Annotated in this window: 18 protein-coding genes; 6 read left to right on the plus strand and 12 right to left on the minus strand. The window is 70.5% G+C overall.

What is annotated here, in order from left to right; all coding sequences use genetic code 11:
• Nucleotides 1–11: 11 nt before the first annotated feature.
• A complete protein-coding gene (locus tag P6166_RS08965; RefSeq protein ID WP_277764121.1) occupies nt 12–548 on the minus strand; it encodes a DNA-3-methyladenine glycosylase I in 537 nt (178 codons plus the stop codon).
• 99 nt (nt 549–647) lie between these two features.
• Here P6166_RS08965 and P6166_RS08970 point away from each other — a divergent pair, with 99 nt between their 5' ends.
• The 4 genes from P6166_RS08970 to P6166_RS08985 all read left to right on the plus strand — a co-directional run bounded on the left by P6166_RS08970 (nt 648) and on the right by P6166_RS08985 (nt 4,706).
• The gene (locus P6166_RS08970) at nt 648–1,211 is read left to right on the plus strand and encodes a YqgE/AlgH family protein (RefSeq protein WP_277764122.1); all 564 of its coding nucleotides are present in this window, start codon (nt 648–650) and stop codon (nt 1,209–1,211) included.
• Nucleotides 1,204–1,671 (plus strand): Holliday junction resolvase RuvX, encoded by a 468-nt coding sequence (gene ruvX / locus P6166_RS08975; RefSeq protein WP_277764123.1) that lies wholly within the window; start codon nt 1,204–1,206, stop codon nt 1,669–1,671. The genes P6166_RS08970 and ruvX overlap by 8 nt, the downstream gene beginning before the upstream one ends.
• Before the next feature lie 16 nt (nt 1,672–1,687).
• Complete coding sequence (locus P6166_RS08980; protein WP_277764124.1) at nt 1,688–2,632, plus strand: aspartate carbamoyltransferase catalytic subunit; 945 nt, start codon at nt 1,688–1,690, stop codon at nt 2,630–2,632.
• Nucleotides 2,633–2,735: 103 nt separating this feature from the next.
• On the plus strand, nt 2,736–4,706 hold the full coding sequence (locus P6166_RS08985) for a M1 family metallopeptidase (RefSeq protein WP_277764125.1): 1,971 nt from the start codon (nt 2,736–2,738) through the stop codon (nt 4,704–4,706).
• A gap of 12 nt (nt 4,707–4,718) precedes the next feature.
• On the opposite strand, the gene P6166_RS08990 is transcribed toward P6166_RS08985, so the two are convergent.
• Nucleotides 4,719–5,933, minus strand: coding sequence for an acyltransferase family protein (locus P6166_RS08990; RefSeq protein ID WP_277764126.1), 1,215 nt, complete (start codon nt 5,931–5,933; stop codon nt 4,719–4,721).
• A gap of 151 nt (nt 5,934–6,084) precedes the next feature.
• Here P6166_RS08990 and P6166_RS08995 point away from each other — a divergent pair, with 151 nt between their 5' ends.
• Nucleotides 6,085–6,999: a LytTR family DNA-binding domain-containing protein gene (locus P6166_RS08995; RefSeq protein ID WP_277764127.1), complete on the plus strand. Its 915-nt coding sequence runs from the start codon at nt 6,085–6,087 to the stop codon at nt 6,997–6,999.
• A gap of 91 nt (nt 7,000–7,090) precedes the next feature.
• A complete protein-coding gene (locus P6166_RS09000; protein ID WP_277764128.1) occupies nt 7,091–8,455 on the plus strand; it encodes an amino acid permease in 1,365 nt (454 codons plus the stop codon).
• Nucleotides 8,456–8,558: 103 nt separating this feature from the next.
• Here P6166_RS09000 and P6166_RS09005 read toward each other — a convergent pair whose 3' ends face one another.
• From P6166_RS09005 to P6166_RS09050, 10 genes are all read right to left on the minus strand, one after another.
• Nucleotides 8,559–9,278, minus strand: a complete 720-nt coding sequence (locus P6166_RS09005) for a tetratricopeptide repeat protein (RefSeq protein WP_277764129.1) — start codon at nt 9,276–9,278, stop codon at nt 8,559–8,561.
• A 71-nt stretch (nt 9,279–9,349) separates the two neighbouring features.
• Nucleotides 9,350–10,120, minus strand: a complete 771-nt coding sequence (locus P6166_RS09010) for a prolyl oligopeptidase family serine peptidase (protein WP_277764240.1) — start codon at nt 10,118–10,120, stop codon at nt 9,350–9,352.
• Nucleotides 10,121–10,266: 146 nt separating this feature from the next.
• Nucleotides 10,267–10,695, minus strand: a complete 429-nt coding sequence (locus P6166_RS09015; protein WP_277764130.1) for a DUF1294 domain-containing protein — start codon at nt 10,693–10,695, stop codon at nt 10,267–10,269.
• On the minus strand, nt 10,692–12,053 hold the full coding sequence (mgtE, locus tag P6166_RS09020) for a magnesium transporter (RefSeq protein ID WP_277764131.1): 1,362 nt from the start codon (nt 12,051–12,053) through the stop codon (nt 10,692–10,694). Before mgtE ends, P6166_RS09015 begins: the two co-directional genes overlap by 4 nt.
• A gap of 109 nt (nt 12,054–12,162) precedes the next feature.
• On the minus strand, nt 12,163–13,878 hold the full coding sequence (gene ptsP, locus P6166_RS09025; protein WP_277764241.1) for a phosphoenolpyruvate--protein phosphotransferase: 1,716 nt from the start codon (nt 13,876–13,878) through the stop codon (nt 12,163–12,165).
• A gap of 71 nt (nt 13,879–13,949) precedes the next feature.
• Nucleotides 13,950–14,219: an HPr family phosphocarrier protein gene (locus P6166_RS09030; protein ID WP_277764132.1), complete on the minus strand. Its 270-nt coding sequence runs from the start codon at nt 14,217–14,219 to the stop codon at nt 13,950–13,952.
• Nucleotides 14,212–14,604 carry a PTS fructose IIA subunit family protein gene (locus tag P6166_RS09035; protein WP_277764133.1) on the minus strand — a complete coding sequence of 131 codons (393 nt, stop codon included), beginning with the start codon at nt 14,602–14,604 and terminating at the stop codon, nt 14,212–14,214. The genes P6166_RS09030 and P6166_RS09035 overlap by 8 nt, the downstream gene beginning before the upstream one ends.
• A 151-nt stretch (nt 14,605–14,755) precedes the next feature.
• A complete protein-coding gene (gene rapZ, locus P6166_RS09040; RefSeq protein ID WP_277764134.1) occupies nt 14,756–15,628 on the minus strand; it encodes an RNase adapter RapZ in 873 nt (290 codons plus the stop codon).
• Nucleotides 15,625–16,572 carry an HPr(Ser) kinase/phosphatase gene (gene hprK, locus P6166_RS09045; protein ID WP_277764135.1) on the minus strand — a complete coding sequence of 316 codons (948 nt, stop codon included), beginning with the start codon at nt 16,570–16,572 and terminating at the stop codon, nt 15,625–15,627. The genes rapZ and hprK overlap by 4 nt, the downstream gene beginning before the upstream one ends.
• Nucleotides 16,569–17,021 (minus strand): PTS sugar transporter subunit IIA, encoded by a 453-nt coding sequence (locus P6166_RS09050; RefSeq protein WP_277764136.1) that lies wholly within the window; start codon nt 17,019–17,021, stop codon nt 16,569–16,571. Before P6166_RS09050 ends, hprK begins: the two co-directional genes overlap by 4 nt.
• Nucleotides 17,022–17,038 lie beyond the last annotated feature (17 nt).

Genomic DNA, 17,038 nt, shown 5'->3' on the forward strand with positions numbered 1-17,038 from the left:
GCCGTGGAATGTCAGGCCTGCCGCCAGGGCGGGCCAAGCGCGTCGATACGCGCATATACCGGGCAGCCGGCGTGGTGCGCGCCGGGCAGGTAGCCCAGGCTCATCAGGAATTCGCCGGTGATCTCGCCGCCGGTGAAGCGAAAGGTCTTCTTGAACAGCTTCACCCATTCGGCCTTGCTGCGCGGGTGGTGAGCATCGAGCCACGCGGCGAACCCGCCGTGGCTGGCGCGCAGGCCCTGGATCACCTGCGCGTTGTGGATCGCCGCCAGCACCTTGAGCCGGTTGCGGATGATGCCCGGGTCTTCCATCAGGCGCGCGATATCCGCCTCGCCATAGGCCGCCACGGTGTCGACGTCGAAGCCGGCGTAGGCGCGGCGGAAGCCTTCGCGCTTCTTCAGGATGGTTTCCCAGCTCAGCCCGGCCTGGTTGATCTCCAGCAGCAGGCGTTCGAACAGTTCGGTTTCCTCGCGCTGGGGAAAGCCGTATTCGTGGTCGTGGTAGTGCCCGTGGACCGGGTGGCCGGGGGCGATGCTGCAGTAGCCGCTCATGTGTCCGTTTCCTGGTGGCGAGGCGTCGCCCCGTGACGATTATGTGCAGATTCCGCGCCTCGCGCCTGCGCGCGCCGCCGGGGCGGTAGAATGGTGGCCATGTCCGCGCCGGCCACCCACCTGACCCGCCAACTCCTGATTGCGCTGCCGGCGCTGTCGGACCCGAACTTTTCGCGCAGCGTCGCGTTGATCTGCCAGTACGACGACAACGGCGCGATGGGCGTGATGATCAACCGCCCCTCCGAATACACGCTGGGCGAAGTGCTCGGCCAGATGGGCATCGAGACCGAAGATGCGGCGTTGCGCGAGCAGCTCGTGCTCAGTGGCGGGCCGGTGCACCCGGAGCGCGGGTTCGTCGTCCACGACGGCCAGCCCTGGGATTCCAGCATCGCGCTCGGCGCCGGCCTGTACCTGACCACCTCGCGCGATGTGCTCGAAGCCATGGCCCGCGGCGAAGGCCCGGCGCACGCGCTGGTCGCGCTCGGCTGCGCCGGCTGGGGCGCCGGGCAGCTGGAACTGGAGATCGGCGAAAACAGCTGGCTCACCGCGCCCGCCGACGAAGAACTGCTGTTCGAGCTGCCGTTGGAACAGCGCTGGCAGGCCTCGGCCGGCCGCATCGGCGTGGACCTGTTCCGCCTCACCGACTACAGCGGACATGCCTGAGGCGCCCGCGATCCCCTTCGACGCCACCGTGCTCGGCTTCGATGTCGGCTCGCGGCGCATCGGTGTGGCGGTCGGCAGCGCGCTCGGTGCCGGCGCCCGTGCGGTGGCGGTGATCGACGTACATGGCGCAGGCCCGGACTGGGCCGCGCTGGACCGCGTGCATCGCGACTGGCGGCCGGCCGGGCTGGTGGTGGGCGATCCGCTCACCCTCGAAGGCGAGGACCAGCCCGCGCGCAAGCGGGCCCACGCCTTCGCCCGCCAGTTGCGCGAGCGCTACCGGCTGCCGGTGGTGCTGGTCGACGAACGTTCCAGTTCGGTGGAGGCCGCGCAGCGTTTCGCGCGCGACCGCGCCGAGGGCCGCAAGCGCCGCCGCGATGCCGAGGCGCTGGATGCCGTGGCCGCGGCCGTCATCGTCGAGCGCTGGTTCGCCGCGCCCGACCAGGTCATCCCGCTTTCCTGACCTCCCTCCTTCCGCCATGACCATGCAACTGGATTCCAACGGCCGTCTGCGTCACCTGCTTACCCTCGAAGGCCTGCCGCGTGCCACGCTGCTGCAGCTGCTGGACCGCGCCGGGCAGATCCGTGATGCGGCGGTGGGCCGCGTCGGCAAGCGCAACGTGCTGGCCGGCAGCGCGGTGTGCACGCTGTTCTTCGAGCCCTCCACGCGCACGCGCAGCTCCTTCCAGCTGGCCGCGCAGCGGCTGGGCGCGGACGTGCTGAACTTCGATGCCTCCACGTCTTCCACCCGCAAGGGCGAGACCGATCGCGACACGTTGAAGAACCTCGAAGCGATGAGCGTGCGCGGCTTCGTCGTGCGCCACCCGGAAGATGGCGCGGTGGAGCGCCTGGCCGGCGAGGCGGGCGAGGGCACCGCGCTGATCAACGCCGGCGACGGACGCAGCGCGCATCCCACCCAGGGCCTGCTGGACATGCTCACCCTGCGCCAGGCCAAGGGCAGCGATTTCTCCAAGCTGAAGCTGGTGATCGTGGGCGACGTGAAGCATTCGCGCGTGGCGCGCTCGGACCTGCATGCACTGCGTACGCTCGGTGCGGGCGAGATCCGCGTGTGCGGACCTGCGGCCCTGTTGCCGGAGGACGGCATCCTCGATGGCTGCCAGGTGGGCGAGGACCTCGATGCGATGCTCGAAGGCGTGGACGCGGTGATGATGCTGCGCCTGCAGCGCGAACGCATGGAAGAAGGACTCGTGCCCTCGCTGGAGGATTACCACGCACGCTACGGCCTGACCGCCGAGCGCCTGCGCCGCGCCGCCCCCGAGGCGGCCGTGCTGCACCCCGGCCCGATCAACCGCGGCGTGGAGATCACCGACGAAGTGGTGGACGGGCCGCAATCGTGGGTGCTGCGCCAGGTGGCCAACGGCGTGGCGGTGCGCATGGCGGTGCTGGAGACGCTGCTGGGGTAAGCGGGCGCCCGGCGCGCGCCGCCGGCCAATGACCAATGGCAGTGCAGCCACCGGGCTGTCGCTGCCTAGGATGGCGGTTCCCTCGTCGTCCCCCGGATTCCCGATGCGCCTGTCGATGCGCGGCCCGCTGGCCGTGGCGGCCGTCCTGGCCCTTGCTTCCCCCGCTCACGCGGCCGCTGCCGACAACGGCTTCGATCCTCGCGAGTTGTTCGCCCCGCTGCAGCTGCCGCAGGCGCCCAACGCCTACCGCAGCGGCGGCGGCGTCCCGGGCCCGCTGTTCTGGCAGAACCAGGCCGACTACGACCTGCAGGCGCGGATCGACCCGGCCACGCACCGCCTCTCCGGCGATGCCACCATCACCTACACCAACCGAAGCCCCGATACGCTCGACGTGCTCTGGCTCCAACTGGACCAGAACCTCTACCGCGCCGATTCGCGCGCCAGCATGGCGCGCCCGACGCGCCGCGCCGAAACCACCGAAGGCCTGCGCATCGCGGCGGTCGAGGTCGAGCGCGCCGGCAAGCGCGTGCCGGCGCATTACCTCGTCGACGACACCCGCCTGCGCGTGGATCTGCCGCAGCCGCTGGCCGGGCAGGGCCAGGCGTTGAAGCTGCACATCCGCTACGACTACGACATCCCCGGCACCTGGGGTGGCCGCACGGCGGTGACCCCGAGTGCGAACGGCGAGATCTACGAGATCGCCCAGTGGTATCCGCGCATGGCGGTCTACGACGACCTGCGCGGCTGGGACACCCAGCCCTACCTGGGCTCGGAGTTCTATCTCGAATACGGCACCTTCGACTACGCGGTGACCGTGCCGTGGGATTACCTCGTCGCCGGTTCCGGCGAACTGGTCAACCCGCAGGAAGTGCTCACCGCCACGCAGCGCGCGCGCCTGCGCCAGGCCGCCGACAGCGAGCAGACCGTGCTGATCCGCACGCCGCAGGAAGTCACCGACCCCGCCAGCCGGCCCACGCGCGAGGGCACGCGCACCTGGCGCTTCCACATGGCGCATACCCGCGACGTGGCCTTCGCCGCCTCGCCGGCGTTCGTATGGGACGCCGCGCGCATCGACCTGCCCGAAGGCCGCCATGCGTTGGCGATGTCGGTGTACCCGGTCGAAGGCGTGGGCGCGGACAAGTGGAACCGCTCCACCGAATACGTGAAGGGCGCCATCGAGCATTTCTCGCAGTGGTATCCGTACCCGTGGCCGGTGGCGGTCAACCTCGGCGGGCATGGTGCGGGCATGGAATACCCGGGCATCGTCTTCGACGGCATGGACGACGCCGGCAAGCCGCTGTTCTGGATCACCGCCCACGAGATCGGCCACACCTGGTTCCCGATGATCGTCGGCTCCAACGAGCGCCGGCACGCGTTCATGGACGAAGGCTTCAACACCTTCATCGACATCTACGCCTCCGACGCGTTCCATCATGGCGAGTACGCGCCCAAGCGCGATTCGGAATACGCGCCGAAGGGCGGCAACCCGGTCGAGGAGATACTGCCGCTGCTGGCCGATGCGGACGCCCCGACGCTGATGGATACCGCCGACGCCACCAGCGAGAAGTACCGCCACCCGCTGACCTACTTCAAGGGCGCGCTGGGCCTGGTGCTGCTGCGCGAGCAGATTCTCGGCCCGGCGCGCTTCGATCCGGCGTTCCGCCAGTACATCGCCACCTGGGCGTTCAAGCATCCGGACCCGTCGGACTTCTTCCGCCTCATGGAAAGCGAATCCGGCGAGGACCTGTCGTGGTGGTGGCGCGGCTGGTACTTCCACAACTGGCAGCTGGACATGGGCGTGCGCGAGGCGCACTACGTCGACAACGACCCCGCCAAGGGCCTACTGGTGACACTGGGCAGCCGGCAGAAGCTGGTAATGCCGGCCACCCTGCGCGTGGACCTGGCCGATGGCAGCCATCTCGACCAGCGCGTGCCGGTCGAGGCGTGGCTGCAGCAGAAGGCGCCGCAAGTGAAGCTGCCCACCCACCAGAAGGTGCTGCACGTCCGCCTGGACCCGGACGCGAAGCTGCCCGATGCCGATCGCAGCGACAACCGCCTCGACATCGCCGGCTGAGCCGCGTTGCGCTCAGGCCGTGGCCGTGGCCGCGGCGGGCGCTAGCGCCGGGGCCACGGCCCGGCGCTGCGCCTTCAGGCCAAAGCAGGGCCGCAGCCAGCCCACGCGGCGGATCACGCCCTCGTGCAGCAGCAGGCAGCCGGCGGCGGTGCCGGCGATCACCAGCAACGGTTCGACCACCGGGCCCAGGTGCAGCGGAATCAGCCAGAACGCCAGGGCGATCATCACGCTCTGGTGCAGCATGTACCAGGGATACACCGCCTCGGTGCAGTAGGGCAGCCAGCGGAACGGTCGGTTGAGCCACACCTGCCCCCAGCCGAAGATCGCCAGCAAGGCGGTCCAGGTATAGCCGGCGCGGGCGATGCGCTCGACCGCGTACCACGGCACTTGCGCCCAGATGCCATGCACCTCGACGTGGTGCCGGCCCGCGCTGCGCAGCCCCAGCTCGATACCCAGGCACAGCACGGCCACGCCCAAGGCGCCCCAGCGCCAGCGGCGCACCCGCGCCCAGAACGTCTCGTTGCGCGCTACCGCGTAGCCGAGCAGGAACAGCGGCAGGGATTCGGCATGCACGAACCAGTCGCCGAACAGCGCATGCGTCGGCGCCCAGCGCGGCATCACCCACAGCAGGTTGAACGCTTCCCAGGCGATGGGCAGCAACAGCCAGGCGGCCGCCGGCACCCGCAGTGAGCGCCACCGCGCCACCGCCGCCTGTAGCGCCGGCCGGCGCAGCAGCGCCAGCACGCCCAGCAGCAGCATGGTGTACGGCCACAGGTAAGCCAGGTACCACAGGTGGTTCCAGGTGATGCCGAACTCGGCGCCGGTGAACGTGCCCGGCGGCCACGGCCTCACCTGCCAGTAGCGCAGCAGGAATTGCGCGAAGCCCGGCTCGATGTGGCCCTGCGCCAGCGCCTCGCAATAGGGCTGGATCGGCACCACCACGAACATGCCGAACAGCAGCGGCAGCAACAGGCGCCAGCTGCGCAGCAGGGCGGCGCGGCCGAGCTGCGCCGGCCGCAGCAGGCCCAGGGCGATGCCCGAGATCAGGAACAGCAGCGGCATGCGCCAGCGGCTGAGCGCGATCATCCCGCCCTGCAGTCCTTCGGAAAGGTAGGTGCTCTTGAGATGGAAGTCCCAGTCGGCCACGTACAGCATGCCGGCGTGGTAGAGGATCAGCAGGCCGAAGGCGATGACGCGCAGGGCGTCGAGATCGTGGCGGCGGTTCATGGCGCGGTCCCAGCGGAAGGAGGCGCCATCGTCCGCGCCGCGTCTGCCGGCGGGCGCTCGAAGTGACGATCCGCGCGGGGTTTGGGACCAATCGCGGTCCCGGGGGGACGGCGCGGAACGCAATCGCCGCCGCGCCACCTAGAATGCGCGGATGACGACGCTACCCGCATCCGCCCGTCCCGCCCCGGCCACCGACGACGCCCAGCACCGCAGCCGGCGCTGGGTGGTGGTGTTCTGGGTCGTGGTGTTCCTCAGCGCCGGGCTGGGCAATGCCGCCACCGGCCTGATGGACGCCCAGCGCGACGGCCTGCCGGTCGCGGCCTGGCAGCTGCTGACCTGGGAGCTGAGCAGCGTGGCCGTGGCGCTGGCGCTATTGCCGCTGGTGCTGGCGGCCTGCGCGCGCTGGCCGCTGCATGCCGACAACTGGCGCCGCCGCCTGCCGCTGTACCTGCTCGGCAGCGTGGCGTGGTCGGTGCTGCACGTGGCCGGCATGGTGGCGGTGCGCAAGGCGGTCTATGCGCTGCTCGGCGAACACTATGATTTCGGCGACCCGTGGGTGCGCTGGGGCTACGAATACCTCAAGGACGTGCGTACCTTCGCGCTGCTGGTCATCACCACCCACGCGGCGGCCTGGTTCGGCCGCCGGCTGCAGGGCGAGGCACGGCTGTTCGACCTGCCCGACGAAGGCCCGCCGCTGGAACCGGTGGACCGCCCCGAACGCTTCCTGGTGCGCAAGCTCGGCCGCGATTTCCTCGTCGCCGCCGCCGACATCGAGTGGCTGCAGGCCGCCGGCAACTACGTCAACCTGCACGTGCGCGGGCACGACTACCCGCTGCGCAGCACCCTGGCCGGCATCGAGGCGCGGCTGGACCCGGCGGTATTCGTGCGGGTGCACCGCAGCTACCTGGTCAACCTGGGCCGGGTGGTGTCGATTGAGCCGCAGGACAGCGGCGATGCCAGCGTGCACATGGACGACGGCAGCGTGCTGCCGTGCAGCCGGCGCTACCTGCCAGCGCTGCGCGGGGCCGCGGCCGAGGGCCGGCCGGTGGCCGCGCCCAAGCCCTGAGCGCCCTGGCCGCCGTTTTTCCTGCACTGCGGCTAGGCGCGGCGCGCGGCCAGCGCGTATCTTGTCGCGTTCACCGCCAACCTCCGCACCCATGACCCAGCCCGCCGCGCCCGCCGAACGCCTCAGCCACGCCCTCAAGCCGCGCCAGCTGATCATGATGGGACTGGGCAGCGCGATCGGCGCCGGCCTGTTCCTTGGCTCCGGGGTGGGCGTACAGGCCGCCGGCCCGGCGGTGCTGGTTTCCTACCTCGTCGCCGGCGCGCTGGTGATCATCGTGATGAACGCCCTGGGCGAGATGGCCGCGGCCAAGCCCACCAGCGGCGCGTTCTCGGTGTACGCGGCCGATGCGATGGGCGAAACCGCCGGCGCCACCGTGGGCTGGTTGTGGTGGGTGCAGCTGGTGATCGTGATCGCCGCCGAAGCGGTGGGCGCGGCCGGGCTGCTGTCCACAGTGTGGCCGGCGGTGCCGGTGCCCGCGCTGGCGGTGGCCTTCATGGCGGGCTTCACCGCGATCAACCTGCTGGGCGTGCGCAACTTCGGCGAGTTCGAATTCTGGTTCGCCATCCTCAAGGTGGTGGCCATCCTGGCCTTCATCGCCATCGGCTTCGCGCTGCTGGCCGGCTGGCTGCCGCATGCGCCCTCGCCGGGCCTGTCCAACTTCACCGCCCACGGCGGCTTCGCCCCGCGCGGGTTGGCCGGCATCGGCGCGGCGCTGCTGGTGGTGGTGTTTGCCTTCGGCGGCACCGAGATCGTGGCGGTGGCCGCGGCCGAAACCGCCGACCCGGAGCGCAGCATCGCCCGCGCCATCCGCACCGTGGCCTGGCGCATCCTGGTGTTCTACATCGGCTCGCTGAGCGTGATCATCGCCGTGGTGCCGTGGACGAGCGAGGCGCTGAAGTCGCCGTTCGCCGCCGTGCTGCAGGCCGCGGCGATCCCCGGGGCGGCCACGGCGATCACGTTGATCGCGGTGGTGGCGCTGCTGTCGGCGCTCAACGCCAACCTCTACGGCGCCTCGCGGATGATCTATTCGCTGGCCCAGCGCCGGGAGGCGCCGCGCTGGCTGGCGCGCACCAGCGCGCGCAAGGTGCCGGTGGCCGCGGTGCTGGCCAGCGTGGCGTTCGGTTTCGTGGCCGCCGTGCTGGAACTGCTGTATCCCAACCGCGTGCTGCCGATGCTGCTCAACATCGTCGGCGCCACCTGCCTGCTGGTGTGGACGATTTCGCTGCTGGCGCAGCTGGTGCTGCGCGCGCGCGCCGACCGCGCCGGCACGCCGCTGCCGTTCCGCATGCGCGGCTATCCCTGGCTCACGGTGCTGGCGCTGGCGATCCTCGCGTTGATCTTCGTGCTGCTGATCGCCACGCCGGACACGCGTGCGCAGTTCGTTTCGATGGCGTTGCTGACAGCGGCGATTGCCGTGATCAGCGAGGTCGCGCGGCGGGTGCGGCGCGCGCGCTGAGACGCGCGGGGCGCACGGCGGTTTTCCTCGCTGCCGGGAAATCCTTGTAGGAGCGGCTTCAGCCGCGACCGCGGGAATCCAGCCGTCGCGGCTGAAGCCGCGCCTACAGCGGCGCGTGCTGCCTGATGTATTCGAGCTCGGACAACGCCAGTTCGTTGCCGGGATCGATCACCAGCGACTGTTCGTAGGCCTGCCGCGCTCCGGCCCAGTCCTGCTTTTCCACCAGCGCCCATCCGATGCCCCGCCGTGCCAGCGGCGCCATGTAGGCCGATTCGGGCACCTTTTCCCCCAGCGCGATGACCTGCCGGTACGTGGCGACCGCCTCGTCCAGCCGGCCGAGCTGGTTCAGCGCCGCGGCGCGCTCGTTCAATGCGTCGGGGAAATAGGGCGCCAGCGCGATGGCTTTTTCCAGGTAGGGCAACGCCTGCGCGTACTGCTTCTGGTCGTACCGCGCATAACCCTGGTAGTGATAGGCCTCCGCGCAGGCGATGTCCAGCCACTCCACCGGCGTGTCGTCGGCATGGTTCTCGCGCATGTAAAGGTTGTACTGCTCGGCCGACGCCACGCTGATGAACCGCACGTCCACCCGCTGGAGCTGGGCGTCGCAGTAGGCGGCCACGGGTTGCAGGGTGGCCAGTGCGGCACGCATGTCGCCCGCCTTGGCCTGCTGCGCGGCCTGCGTGACCGTGGCGCGATACTGCTGGCCGATGCCGGTTTCGGTCGGCTGCCGTTCCACCCAGGTGCGGCGCATGACCTGGGCGTGCGACGGCAGCCACGCGAGCGAGGCCAGCAGCAGGCCCACGGCAGGGATCACACGGGCCATCTGATTCCCCTTCCATGATGGAGTGCGGCCGAGCGTCTTCCAGCGCGCGGTAGACCGTCAAGTGCCGGGCATCAACCCGCCGGCACGTCCTTCAACCGCTGGGCGAACATCCAGTCCCACATCCGCGCATCGGCATAGGTCGCGTCCCAGGCGTTGTGGTTGCCCTCCGGGTATTCGCTGTAGCGCATGTTGGCGTTGGCCAGCCGCGCGGCCTTGTACAGGCGGCGGTCGTCGCCTGGTGGCACGAGGTCGTCCAGCGCGCCATGGAACATCCACACCGGGACCTGGCGCAGGCGATGGACCACCGCAGTATAACGGTCGCGCACGCCGGCCACCTCGCTCACGTACAGCTGGTCCTCGTCGGCGCGCGCCGAATGCAGCGCGCCGCAGATCGGCACCAGGGCGGCGAAGCGTTGCGGCGCCATCAACGCGATCTCCCACGTGCCGTAGCCGCCCATCGACATGCCGGTGAGGTAGGTGCGCGCCGGGTCGGCCTGGAACTCGGCACTGGCCGCATCGAGCGTGGCCAGCGCCATGCGCGCGTTCACGCCCATCCACTGCTCGTCCTCGGGCACCTGCGGCAGCACCACCAGCGCGGGGAACTGCGTGGCATGTTCGCGCAGGTAGGGGCCCAGGCCCGATTCGGTCTGGCTGTGGCCGTCGTCGCCGCGTTCGCCCGAACCGTGCAGGAACAGCACGATCGGTAACGGGCCTGCCTGCTGCTGGCGGGCCAGCGGCACGAACACCTGGTAGCGGTAGGTGCGGCCCTCCAGCTCCAGTTCGCGGTGGACGAAATGGCCGCGCGGCGGCGCGGGCGGGGTGGAGGCGCAGGCGGCAAGCATCGACACTCCGAGGGCGAGGAGGAATTGGCGGCGGCGCATGCAAGGTTCCGGTAATGCGAGCGGGGAGTATCGCCGCGCCGGCCGTGCAGGTGCCGTGGGCGCGGCCGGCGCGTTCTGGCGCCGTTCGGCTTGGCGGCCGGCGCGTGTCAGCCGCCGCCGGCCTGGCGCAACAGGTGGCCGAGCGTGGCCTCGTGCAGCAGCACGCAGGCCCAGAACGCGAACTGGTACGACGGCTTGCGGTTCTTGTGGCGCAGCGCGCGCTGGGCGAGCAGCGCGCCGGGCCAGCCGCCGGCCAGTTCGAGCAGATGCAGGGTGAGCTCGGGGGTGCGGCCCGCTTCGTGGCGGGCGGCGCGCTTGTCACGGGCATAAGCGGCGAAGGTCAGCGCCGAGAGCGCGGCGAACAGGCCGGCCAGCCAGGCGGGCAGCACGCCGTCGGCGGTCATCAGCCACAACAGGCCGGCATGCGCGCCAACCAGGGCGAGCGCGGCCAGGTCGCCGGCCCGGCGCAGGCGCGAGGGGCCGCGCGTAGGCGCGGCCTTGCGCGTTTTCGCGCGCGGGGAGGGCTTGCGGCTCAATGCAGCAGGATGAGCGTGGCCAGGCCCAGGAAGCTCAGGAAGCCCATCACGTCGGTCAGGGTGGTCAGGATCACGCCGCCGGCCAGTGCGGGATCGAAGCCCAGCCGCTTGAGCGTCACCGGCACCAGCACGCCGCCCAGCGCGGCGGTGCACAGGTTGATGGTCAGCGCCGAGCCGATCACCACCGAGAGCATCGGCTGCTTGAACCACGCCAGCACGATCAGGCCCAGTCCCAGGCCCAGGCACACGCCGTTGATCAGCGCGACCATCAGCTCCTTCTTCAGCAGCGTCATCACGTTGGAGGCGCCGATCTGCCCCAGCGCCAGGCCGCGCACCATCAGCGCCAGCACCTGGGTGCCGGCGTTGCCGCCCATACCGGCGACGATGGGCATCAGCGCTGCCAGCGCGACCAGCTGGGCGATGGTGCCTTCGAACTCGCTCACCACGCTGGAGGCGATGAATGCCGTGCCCAGGTTCACCGACAGCCAGATCAGCCGGCGGCGGAACGCGCGCCGCGCCGGGCTGAACATGTCCTCGTCCTCGTCCAGGCCGGCCGCGCTCATGGCCTGGTGCTCGGCGCGCTCGCGGATGATGTCCACCACGTCGTCGATGGTGATGCGGCCGAGCAGGATGTTGTTGTCGTCCACCACCGGGGCGGAGATCCAGTCGTGGTCGGAGAACTGGCGCGCCACTTCCTGCGCGCTCTCGCCCACGTCGATGGCCGGCTGTTCGTCGTCGATCAGCCGGTTGACCGGCGTGCTGTCCTCGTGGGTCACCAGCGCGGCCAGCGGCACGCGGCCCAGGTACTGGTGGCGGCGGCTGACCACGAACAGGTGGTCGGTGTGGTCGGGCAGCTCGCCGCGCAGGCGCAGGTAGCGCAGCACGACATCGACGTTGACGTCGGCGCGCACGGTGACCACGTCGGGGTTCATCAGGCGGCCGGCGGTGTCCTCCGGGTAGGACAGCACCTGCTCCAGCCGCTCGCGGTTCTCGCGGTCCATCGACTTGAGCACTTCGTCGATGACGGTATCGGGCAGGTCCTCGACCAGGTTGGCGAGGTCGTCGATGTCCAGGTCTTCGACCGCCGCGACGATCTCGTCGGTGTCCATGTCCGCCAGCAGGCTTTCACGCACCTCCTCGCCGACGTGCAGCAGCACCTCGCCGTCGTCCTCGGCATCGACCAGCCCCCACACCACTTCGCGCTTGCCCGGCGGTAGCGATTCGAGCAGGTTGCCGATCTCCGCCGGCGCCAGCGTGTTGACCAGGCGGCGCACCGGCCCCAGGCGGCCGCTGTCCAGTGCATCGGACAGCAGGCGCAGCGCACGCGCGGTCTTGTCGTGGCGAATGGCTTCGGCCATGCACAGCTCCTGGCGGCGGGCGGGGAATCGCAGCACGTCGCGCTGCGCGGGAAGGCGGCATTATCGCCCGTGTGCGCCAGCGATCACAGCCCGGCGTGCAGGGCGCGGCTCAGGCGTCGGCGTCGGCCGCGCTGGCCAGCCACTTCTCGATGCCCTTGCGGTCGCGCGCGCGCAGCAATCGCGCCGAGGCGGTGGTGAGCGCGCCGAGGTGGCTGCCGCGGATCGCCCGGCGCACCTCCAGCAACGTGGCCGGATGCAGGCTCAGCTCGGTCAGCCCCAGCGCGAGCAGCATCGGCACGAAGCGCGGATCCCCGGCGATCTCCCCGCACACCGCCACCGGCGTGTCGTGGGCGTGCGCGGTGGCGATCACGTGCCGCAGCAGCCGCACCACCGCCGGATGCAGGGGCGAGTACAGCTCGGCCAGCGCATCGTGGTTGCGGTCGGCCGCCAGCAGGTATTGCACCAGGTCGTTGGTGCCGATGGAGAGGAAATCCACGTCGTCGATAAAGGCTTCCAGCCCGATGGCCGCCGCCGGCACCTCGATCATCGCGCCCAGCGGCACGTCCTCGGCCAGCGCATGCCCTTCGGCGCGCAGGCGCGTGGCCAGCCGCTTGATCTGGCGGCGCAGCAGCACGATCTCCTCGCGGCAGCTGATCATCGGCACGAGGATGCGCACCGGGCCGTAGCCGGAAGCGCGTAGGATCGCCCGCAGCTGCGCGTCGGCCACTTCCGGCCGCGCCAGTGACAGGCGCACGCCGCGCAGGCCCAGCGCCGGGTTGTCCTCGTCGCCGAGTACCAGGCCGGTGCGGTCGGCCTTGTCCGCGCCCAGGTCGAGCGTGCGGATCGTCACCGGCCGGCCGCTCATGCCCAGCACGGTGTCGCGGTAGACCTGGAACTGCTCCTCTTCCGAGGGCAGCTCGTTGCGCTGCAGGAACAGGAACTCGGTGCGGTACAGGCCCAGGCCACCGGCGCCGAGCGCGTGCGCCTGGGCGACGTCGTCGGCGGATTCGGCGTTGGCCAGCAGCGTGATGTCGTGGCCATCGCGGGTGCGGCTGGGCTTGCCGCGCAGCCGGCCCAACTCGCGCTGTTCGCGCGCCAGCACACGCAGGCGCTCGTGGTAGCCACGCAGGTCGGCCGCACTGGGCTCGACGATGATCTGCCCGCTGCTGCCGTCCACGATCAGCGCATCGCCATCGTTGATCCGGTGCAGCGCCTCGGCGGTGCCCACCACCAGCGGCAGGTGCAGGCTGCGGGCGAGGATGGCGCTGTGCGAGAGCGTGCTGCCGGCCACGCTCACGATGCCGACCACGCCTTGCGATTGCAGTTGCGCCAGCTCGGAGGGCGCGACGTTGTCGCACACCAGGATCTCGCCGGCCACGCCGGTCACGTCCAGGCTGCGCTTCTGCAGGAAGGCATGGATGCGGCCGATCACATGGTCCAGGTCGTCCATGCGGCTCTTGAGGTAGGCATCCTCCATGCCGTCGAACACCGCCGCCAGCCGGTCGCGCTGCAGGCGCAACGCGTAGTCGGCGCTGTAGCGGCCGTTGCGGATCAGCTCGTCCACGCCGAACAGCAGCTCGGGGTCGTCGAGCAGCAGCGCGTGCAGGTCGAGGAACTCGCCGACCTCGCGCACCATCGCGCCCTGCAGCCGGGTGCGCAGGGCGTGCATTTCATCGCGCGCGGCATCCACCGCGCGGTGCAAGCGTTCGAGTTCCTGTTCGACGGAGTGGGCGGGAATGCGCTGCTCGGCCACTTCCAGCACGTGCGGCAGGCGCAGCCGCGCGCGCCCCAGCGCGATGCCGCGCGAGGCGCCATGGCCCTGCAGGCGAAGGCCGGAAGCCGCGCGCGGCGGCGCGGCGGATGTCTTGGCGGTGCGTCGGCCGGTGCCCCGCACCGTCAGCTGTCCTCGTCGAAGCGACGCTCGAACAGCTCCACCAGCGCCTGCAGCGCTTCGGCCTCGTCCTCGCCGTCCACGCGCACCACCACCGCCGTGCCCTGGCCGGCCGCCAGCAGCATCACGCCCATGATGCTCTTGGCATTGACCTCGCGCCCCTTGGCCGCCAGCGTGGCGTTGCAGCGGAACGAAGACAGGACCTGCACGAGCTTGGCAGTGGCCCTGGCATGCAGCCCGAGGCGGTTGGATACGGTGAGTTCACGTTCAAGCATCGTCGACTATCGCTCCATTGCGGGTCCCTGCCGCCGCCGTGGCGGGCAGGTCTTGCAGTCCCTGTTCCGGATAATTCATCACCCGCAGCAGCATCGGCAGGCTCAGCGCCGACACGCGGCGCACCGGCGTGCCGAGCCGGGCCAGGCGGCCGGCCAGGTTGCTCGGGCTGGCGCCATACAGGTCGGTCATCACCAGCACGCCCTCGCCGCCATCGACCCGGCGCAGCGCCGCGGAAGCCTGCGGCAGCAGGACGTCCAGGTCGGCATCGAACGGTACTTCGAACGCTTCGGTCTTCAGGGGCAACTGCCGCAACAGCGTGGTTGCGACCTGGAGCAGGGAAGAGCCGATGCCGGGATGGGTGATGAGGAGAATGCCACAGGCCATAGCGAAACGTTAACAGGTCGGTATGACCGGACGATAGCGTCAAGCCGCCCTTTTTGGCGGGATTGTGTATCCACGTGAAGGCACTGGACGCGGCGGTTGGAAACGTTGCCAGCGTGCGCCACTCGTACCCGCGTCCGGGCCGGGCGCCGGTTCAGTCCAGTTCGCGATGGAACGTGGCCACTTCCGGCCAGCCCTGGTCGCGGGCGTGCTGGGCCATGCGCTCGGCCAGGTACACCGAGCGGTGCTTGCCGCCGGTGCAGCCGAAGGCGATGGTCACGTAGCTGCGGGTGTCGTTGCGCAGCCGCGGCAGCCAGGTGTCGAGCAGGTCGATGATCTGCGCCGTGTAGCGCACCACATCCGGTTGCTGTTCCAGGTACTCGCGCACGCCGGCATCGCGGCCGGTGAGCGGCCGCAGTTCCGGGTCCCAGTGCGGGTTGGGCAGCACGCGGGCGTCGAACACGAAGTCCGCCTCGGCCGGCACGCCGCGCTTGTAGGCGAACGATTCGAACAGCAGCGAGAGCTTGTCGCTGTGGCCGAGCCCGAAATCGGTGACCACCCGCCGGCGCAGCTGGTGCACGTTCAGGCCGCTGGTGTCGATCACCGCGTCGGCCTGCTCGCGCAGCGGGGCGGTGAGTTCGCGCTCGCGGGCGATGGCTTGCGGCAGCGACAGCCCCAGGTGGCTGAGCGGATGCCGGCGGCGGGTGTCGGCATAGCGCTTGAGCAGCGCCTCGTCGGTGGCCTCGAAGAACAGCAGGGTCACCTCGATGCCGTATTCCTGCGCGGCCGCGCGCCAGCGCGCGAGCTGGGCCAGGTCGGTGCGCCCGCGCACGTCGATGCCCACGGCCAGGCGCTGGTCGCCCAGGGCCTGGTCGCGCACGCGGCTGCGCACGAAATCCGGCAGCAGCTCCACGGGCAGGTTGTCCGAACAGTAGTAGTCCAGGTCCTCGAAGGTCTTCAGCGCCACCGACTTGCCCGAGCCGGACAGGCCGCTGACGATCACCAGCACCGCGCCGCTGGCGCTCACGGCCGCCGCTCCAGCAGGTTGCTGTGGCGGGCGATGAACATCGCCGCCGGGTCGATGCCCTTGGTGCGCAGGATGTGCAGCCGGGTGGCCGCCTCGGTGAGCACGGCCAGGTTGCGGCCGGGCATCACCGGCAGGGTGATCAGCGGCACGTCCAGGTCCAGCACATGGCGGGTGCCCGAATCGCCGGTCAGGCGCTCGTAGCCGTGCGGGGTGGGCTCGGTCATCGGCTTGGTGAGGTGCACGATCAGGCGCAGGTACTTGTTCTTCTTCACCGAGGTGTCGCCGAACATGTCGCGCACGTTCAGCACGCCCAGGCCGCGCACTTCCAGCAGGTCCTGCAGCAGCTCCGGGCAGGTGCCGTCGAGCACGTCCGGGGCGATCTGGGTGAACTCCGGCGCGTCATCGGCCACCAGGCGGTGGCCGCGGCTGAGCAATTCCAGCGCCAGCTCGCTCTTGCCCGAGCCGGCCTCGCCGGTGATCAGCACGCCGATCGAGTAAATCTCCATGAACACCCCGTGCAGGGTGACCCGCGGGGCCAGCGTGCGCGCCAGGTGGTAGGACAGGTGGTTGAGCAACTCGTGGCCGCGCTTGGGCGACACCCACAGCGGCGTGCTGGATTCGTCCGCGGCCGAACGCAGGTCTTCCGGCAGCGGCTGGTTCTTGCTGATGACCAGCGCCAGCGGCTGGAACTGGATGATCTTCTCGATGGTTTCCCAGCGCTGGCGCGCGTCGAGCGAATCGAGCCAGGTCAGTTCCTCGGTGCCCAGGATCTGCACCTTGTTCGGGTAGATGGCGTTGAGGTAGCCGGCCAGCGAGGGCCGGCGGGAGACCGTATCGCCGGCCACCAGTTCGCGGCGTTCGCCCTTCTGCCCGGCGACCCAGCGCAGGCTGAGCTTCTCGCGTTGCTGGTCGAACAGCTCGCGCGCGGAGATGCTGGTATTCATGCGGCGTGGGCCTGCGGTTGGGGGCGGATGAGCAGCGCGAGCAGGGCGTCGGCGTCCGGCGCCTGGCGCAGGGCCTGGCGGAAGGCCTCGTCGCTGAAGCGCTCGGCCAGTTCGGCCAGCAGCGCCAGGTGCTCGTGGGTGTAGTGGCTGGGCACGGCCATGGCGAAGGCCAGGTCCACCGCTTCGCCGTTGAAATCGGCCGGCGTGTGCAGGCGGATCAGGATGCCCCGCGGCTGCTCCAGCCCCGGGGCGCGGCCGTGCGGAATGGCGATGCCGTGGCCGAGCGCGGTGCTGCACAGCGCCTCGCGTTCGCGCAGGCTGGCCAGCAATTCGGCCTGGCCGCATTGGCGGCAGGCGAGGCGTTCGGCGGCGATTTCCAGCAGGGTGTCGCGATCGGCGGCCCCCCGCACCTCGGTGCGGACGGCCGCCAGCAGGTCAGTCAGGGACATGACGTGGTCTGGGCGAT

Origin of the sequence: Stenotrophomonas sp. HITSZ_GD (assembly GCF_029543105.1) — a bacterium.
GTDB lineage: Bacteria > Pseudomonadota > Gammaproteobacteria > Xanthomonadales > Xanthomonadaceae > Stenotrophomonas_A.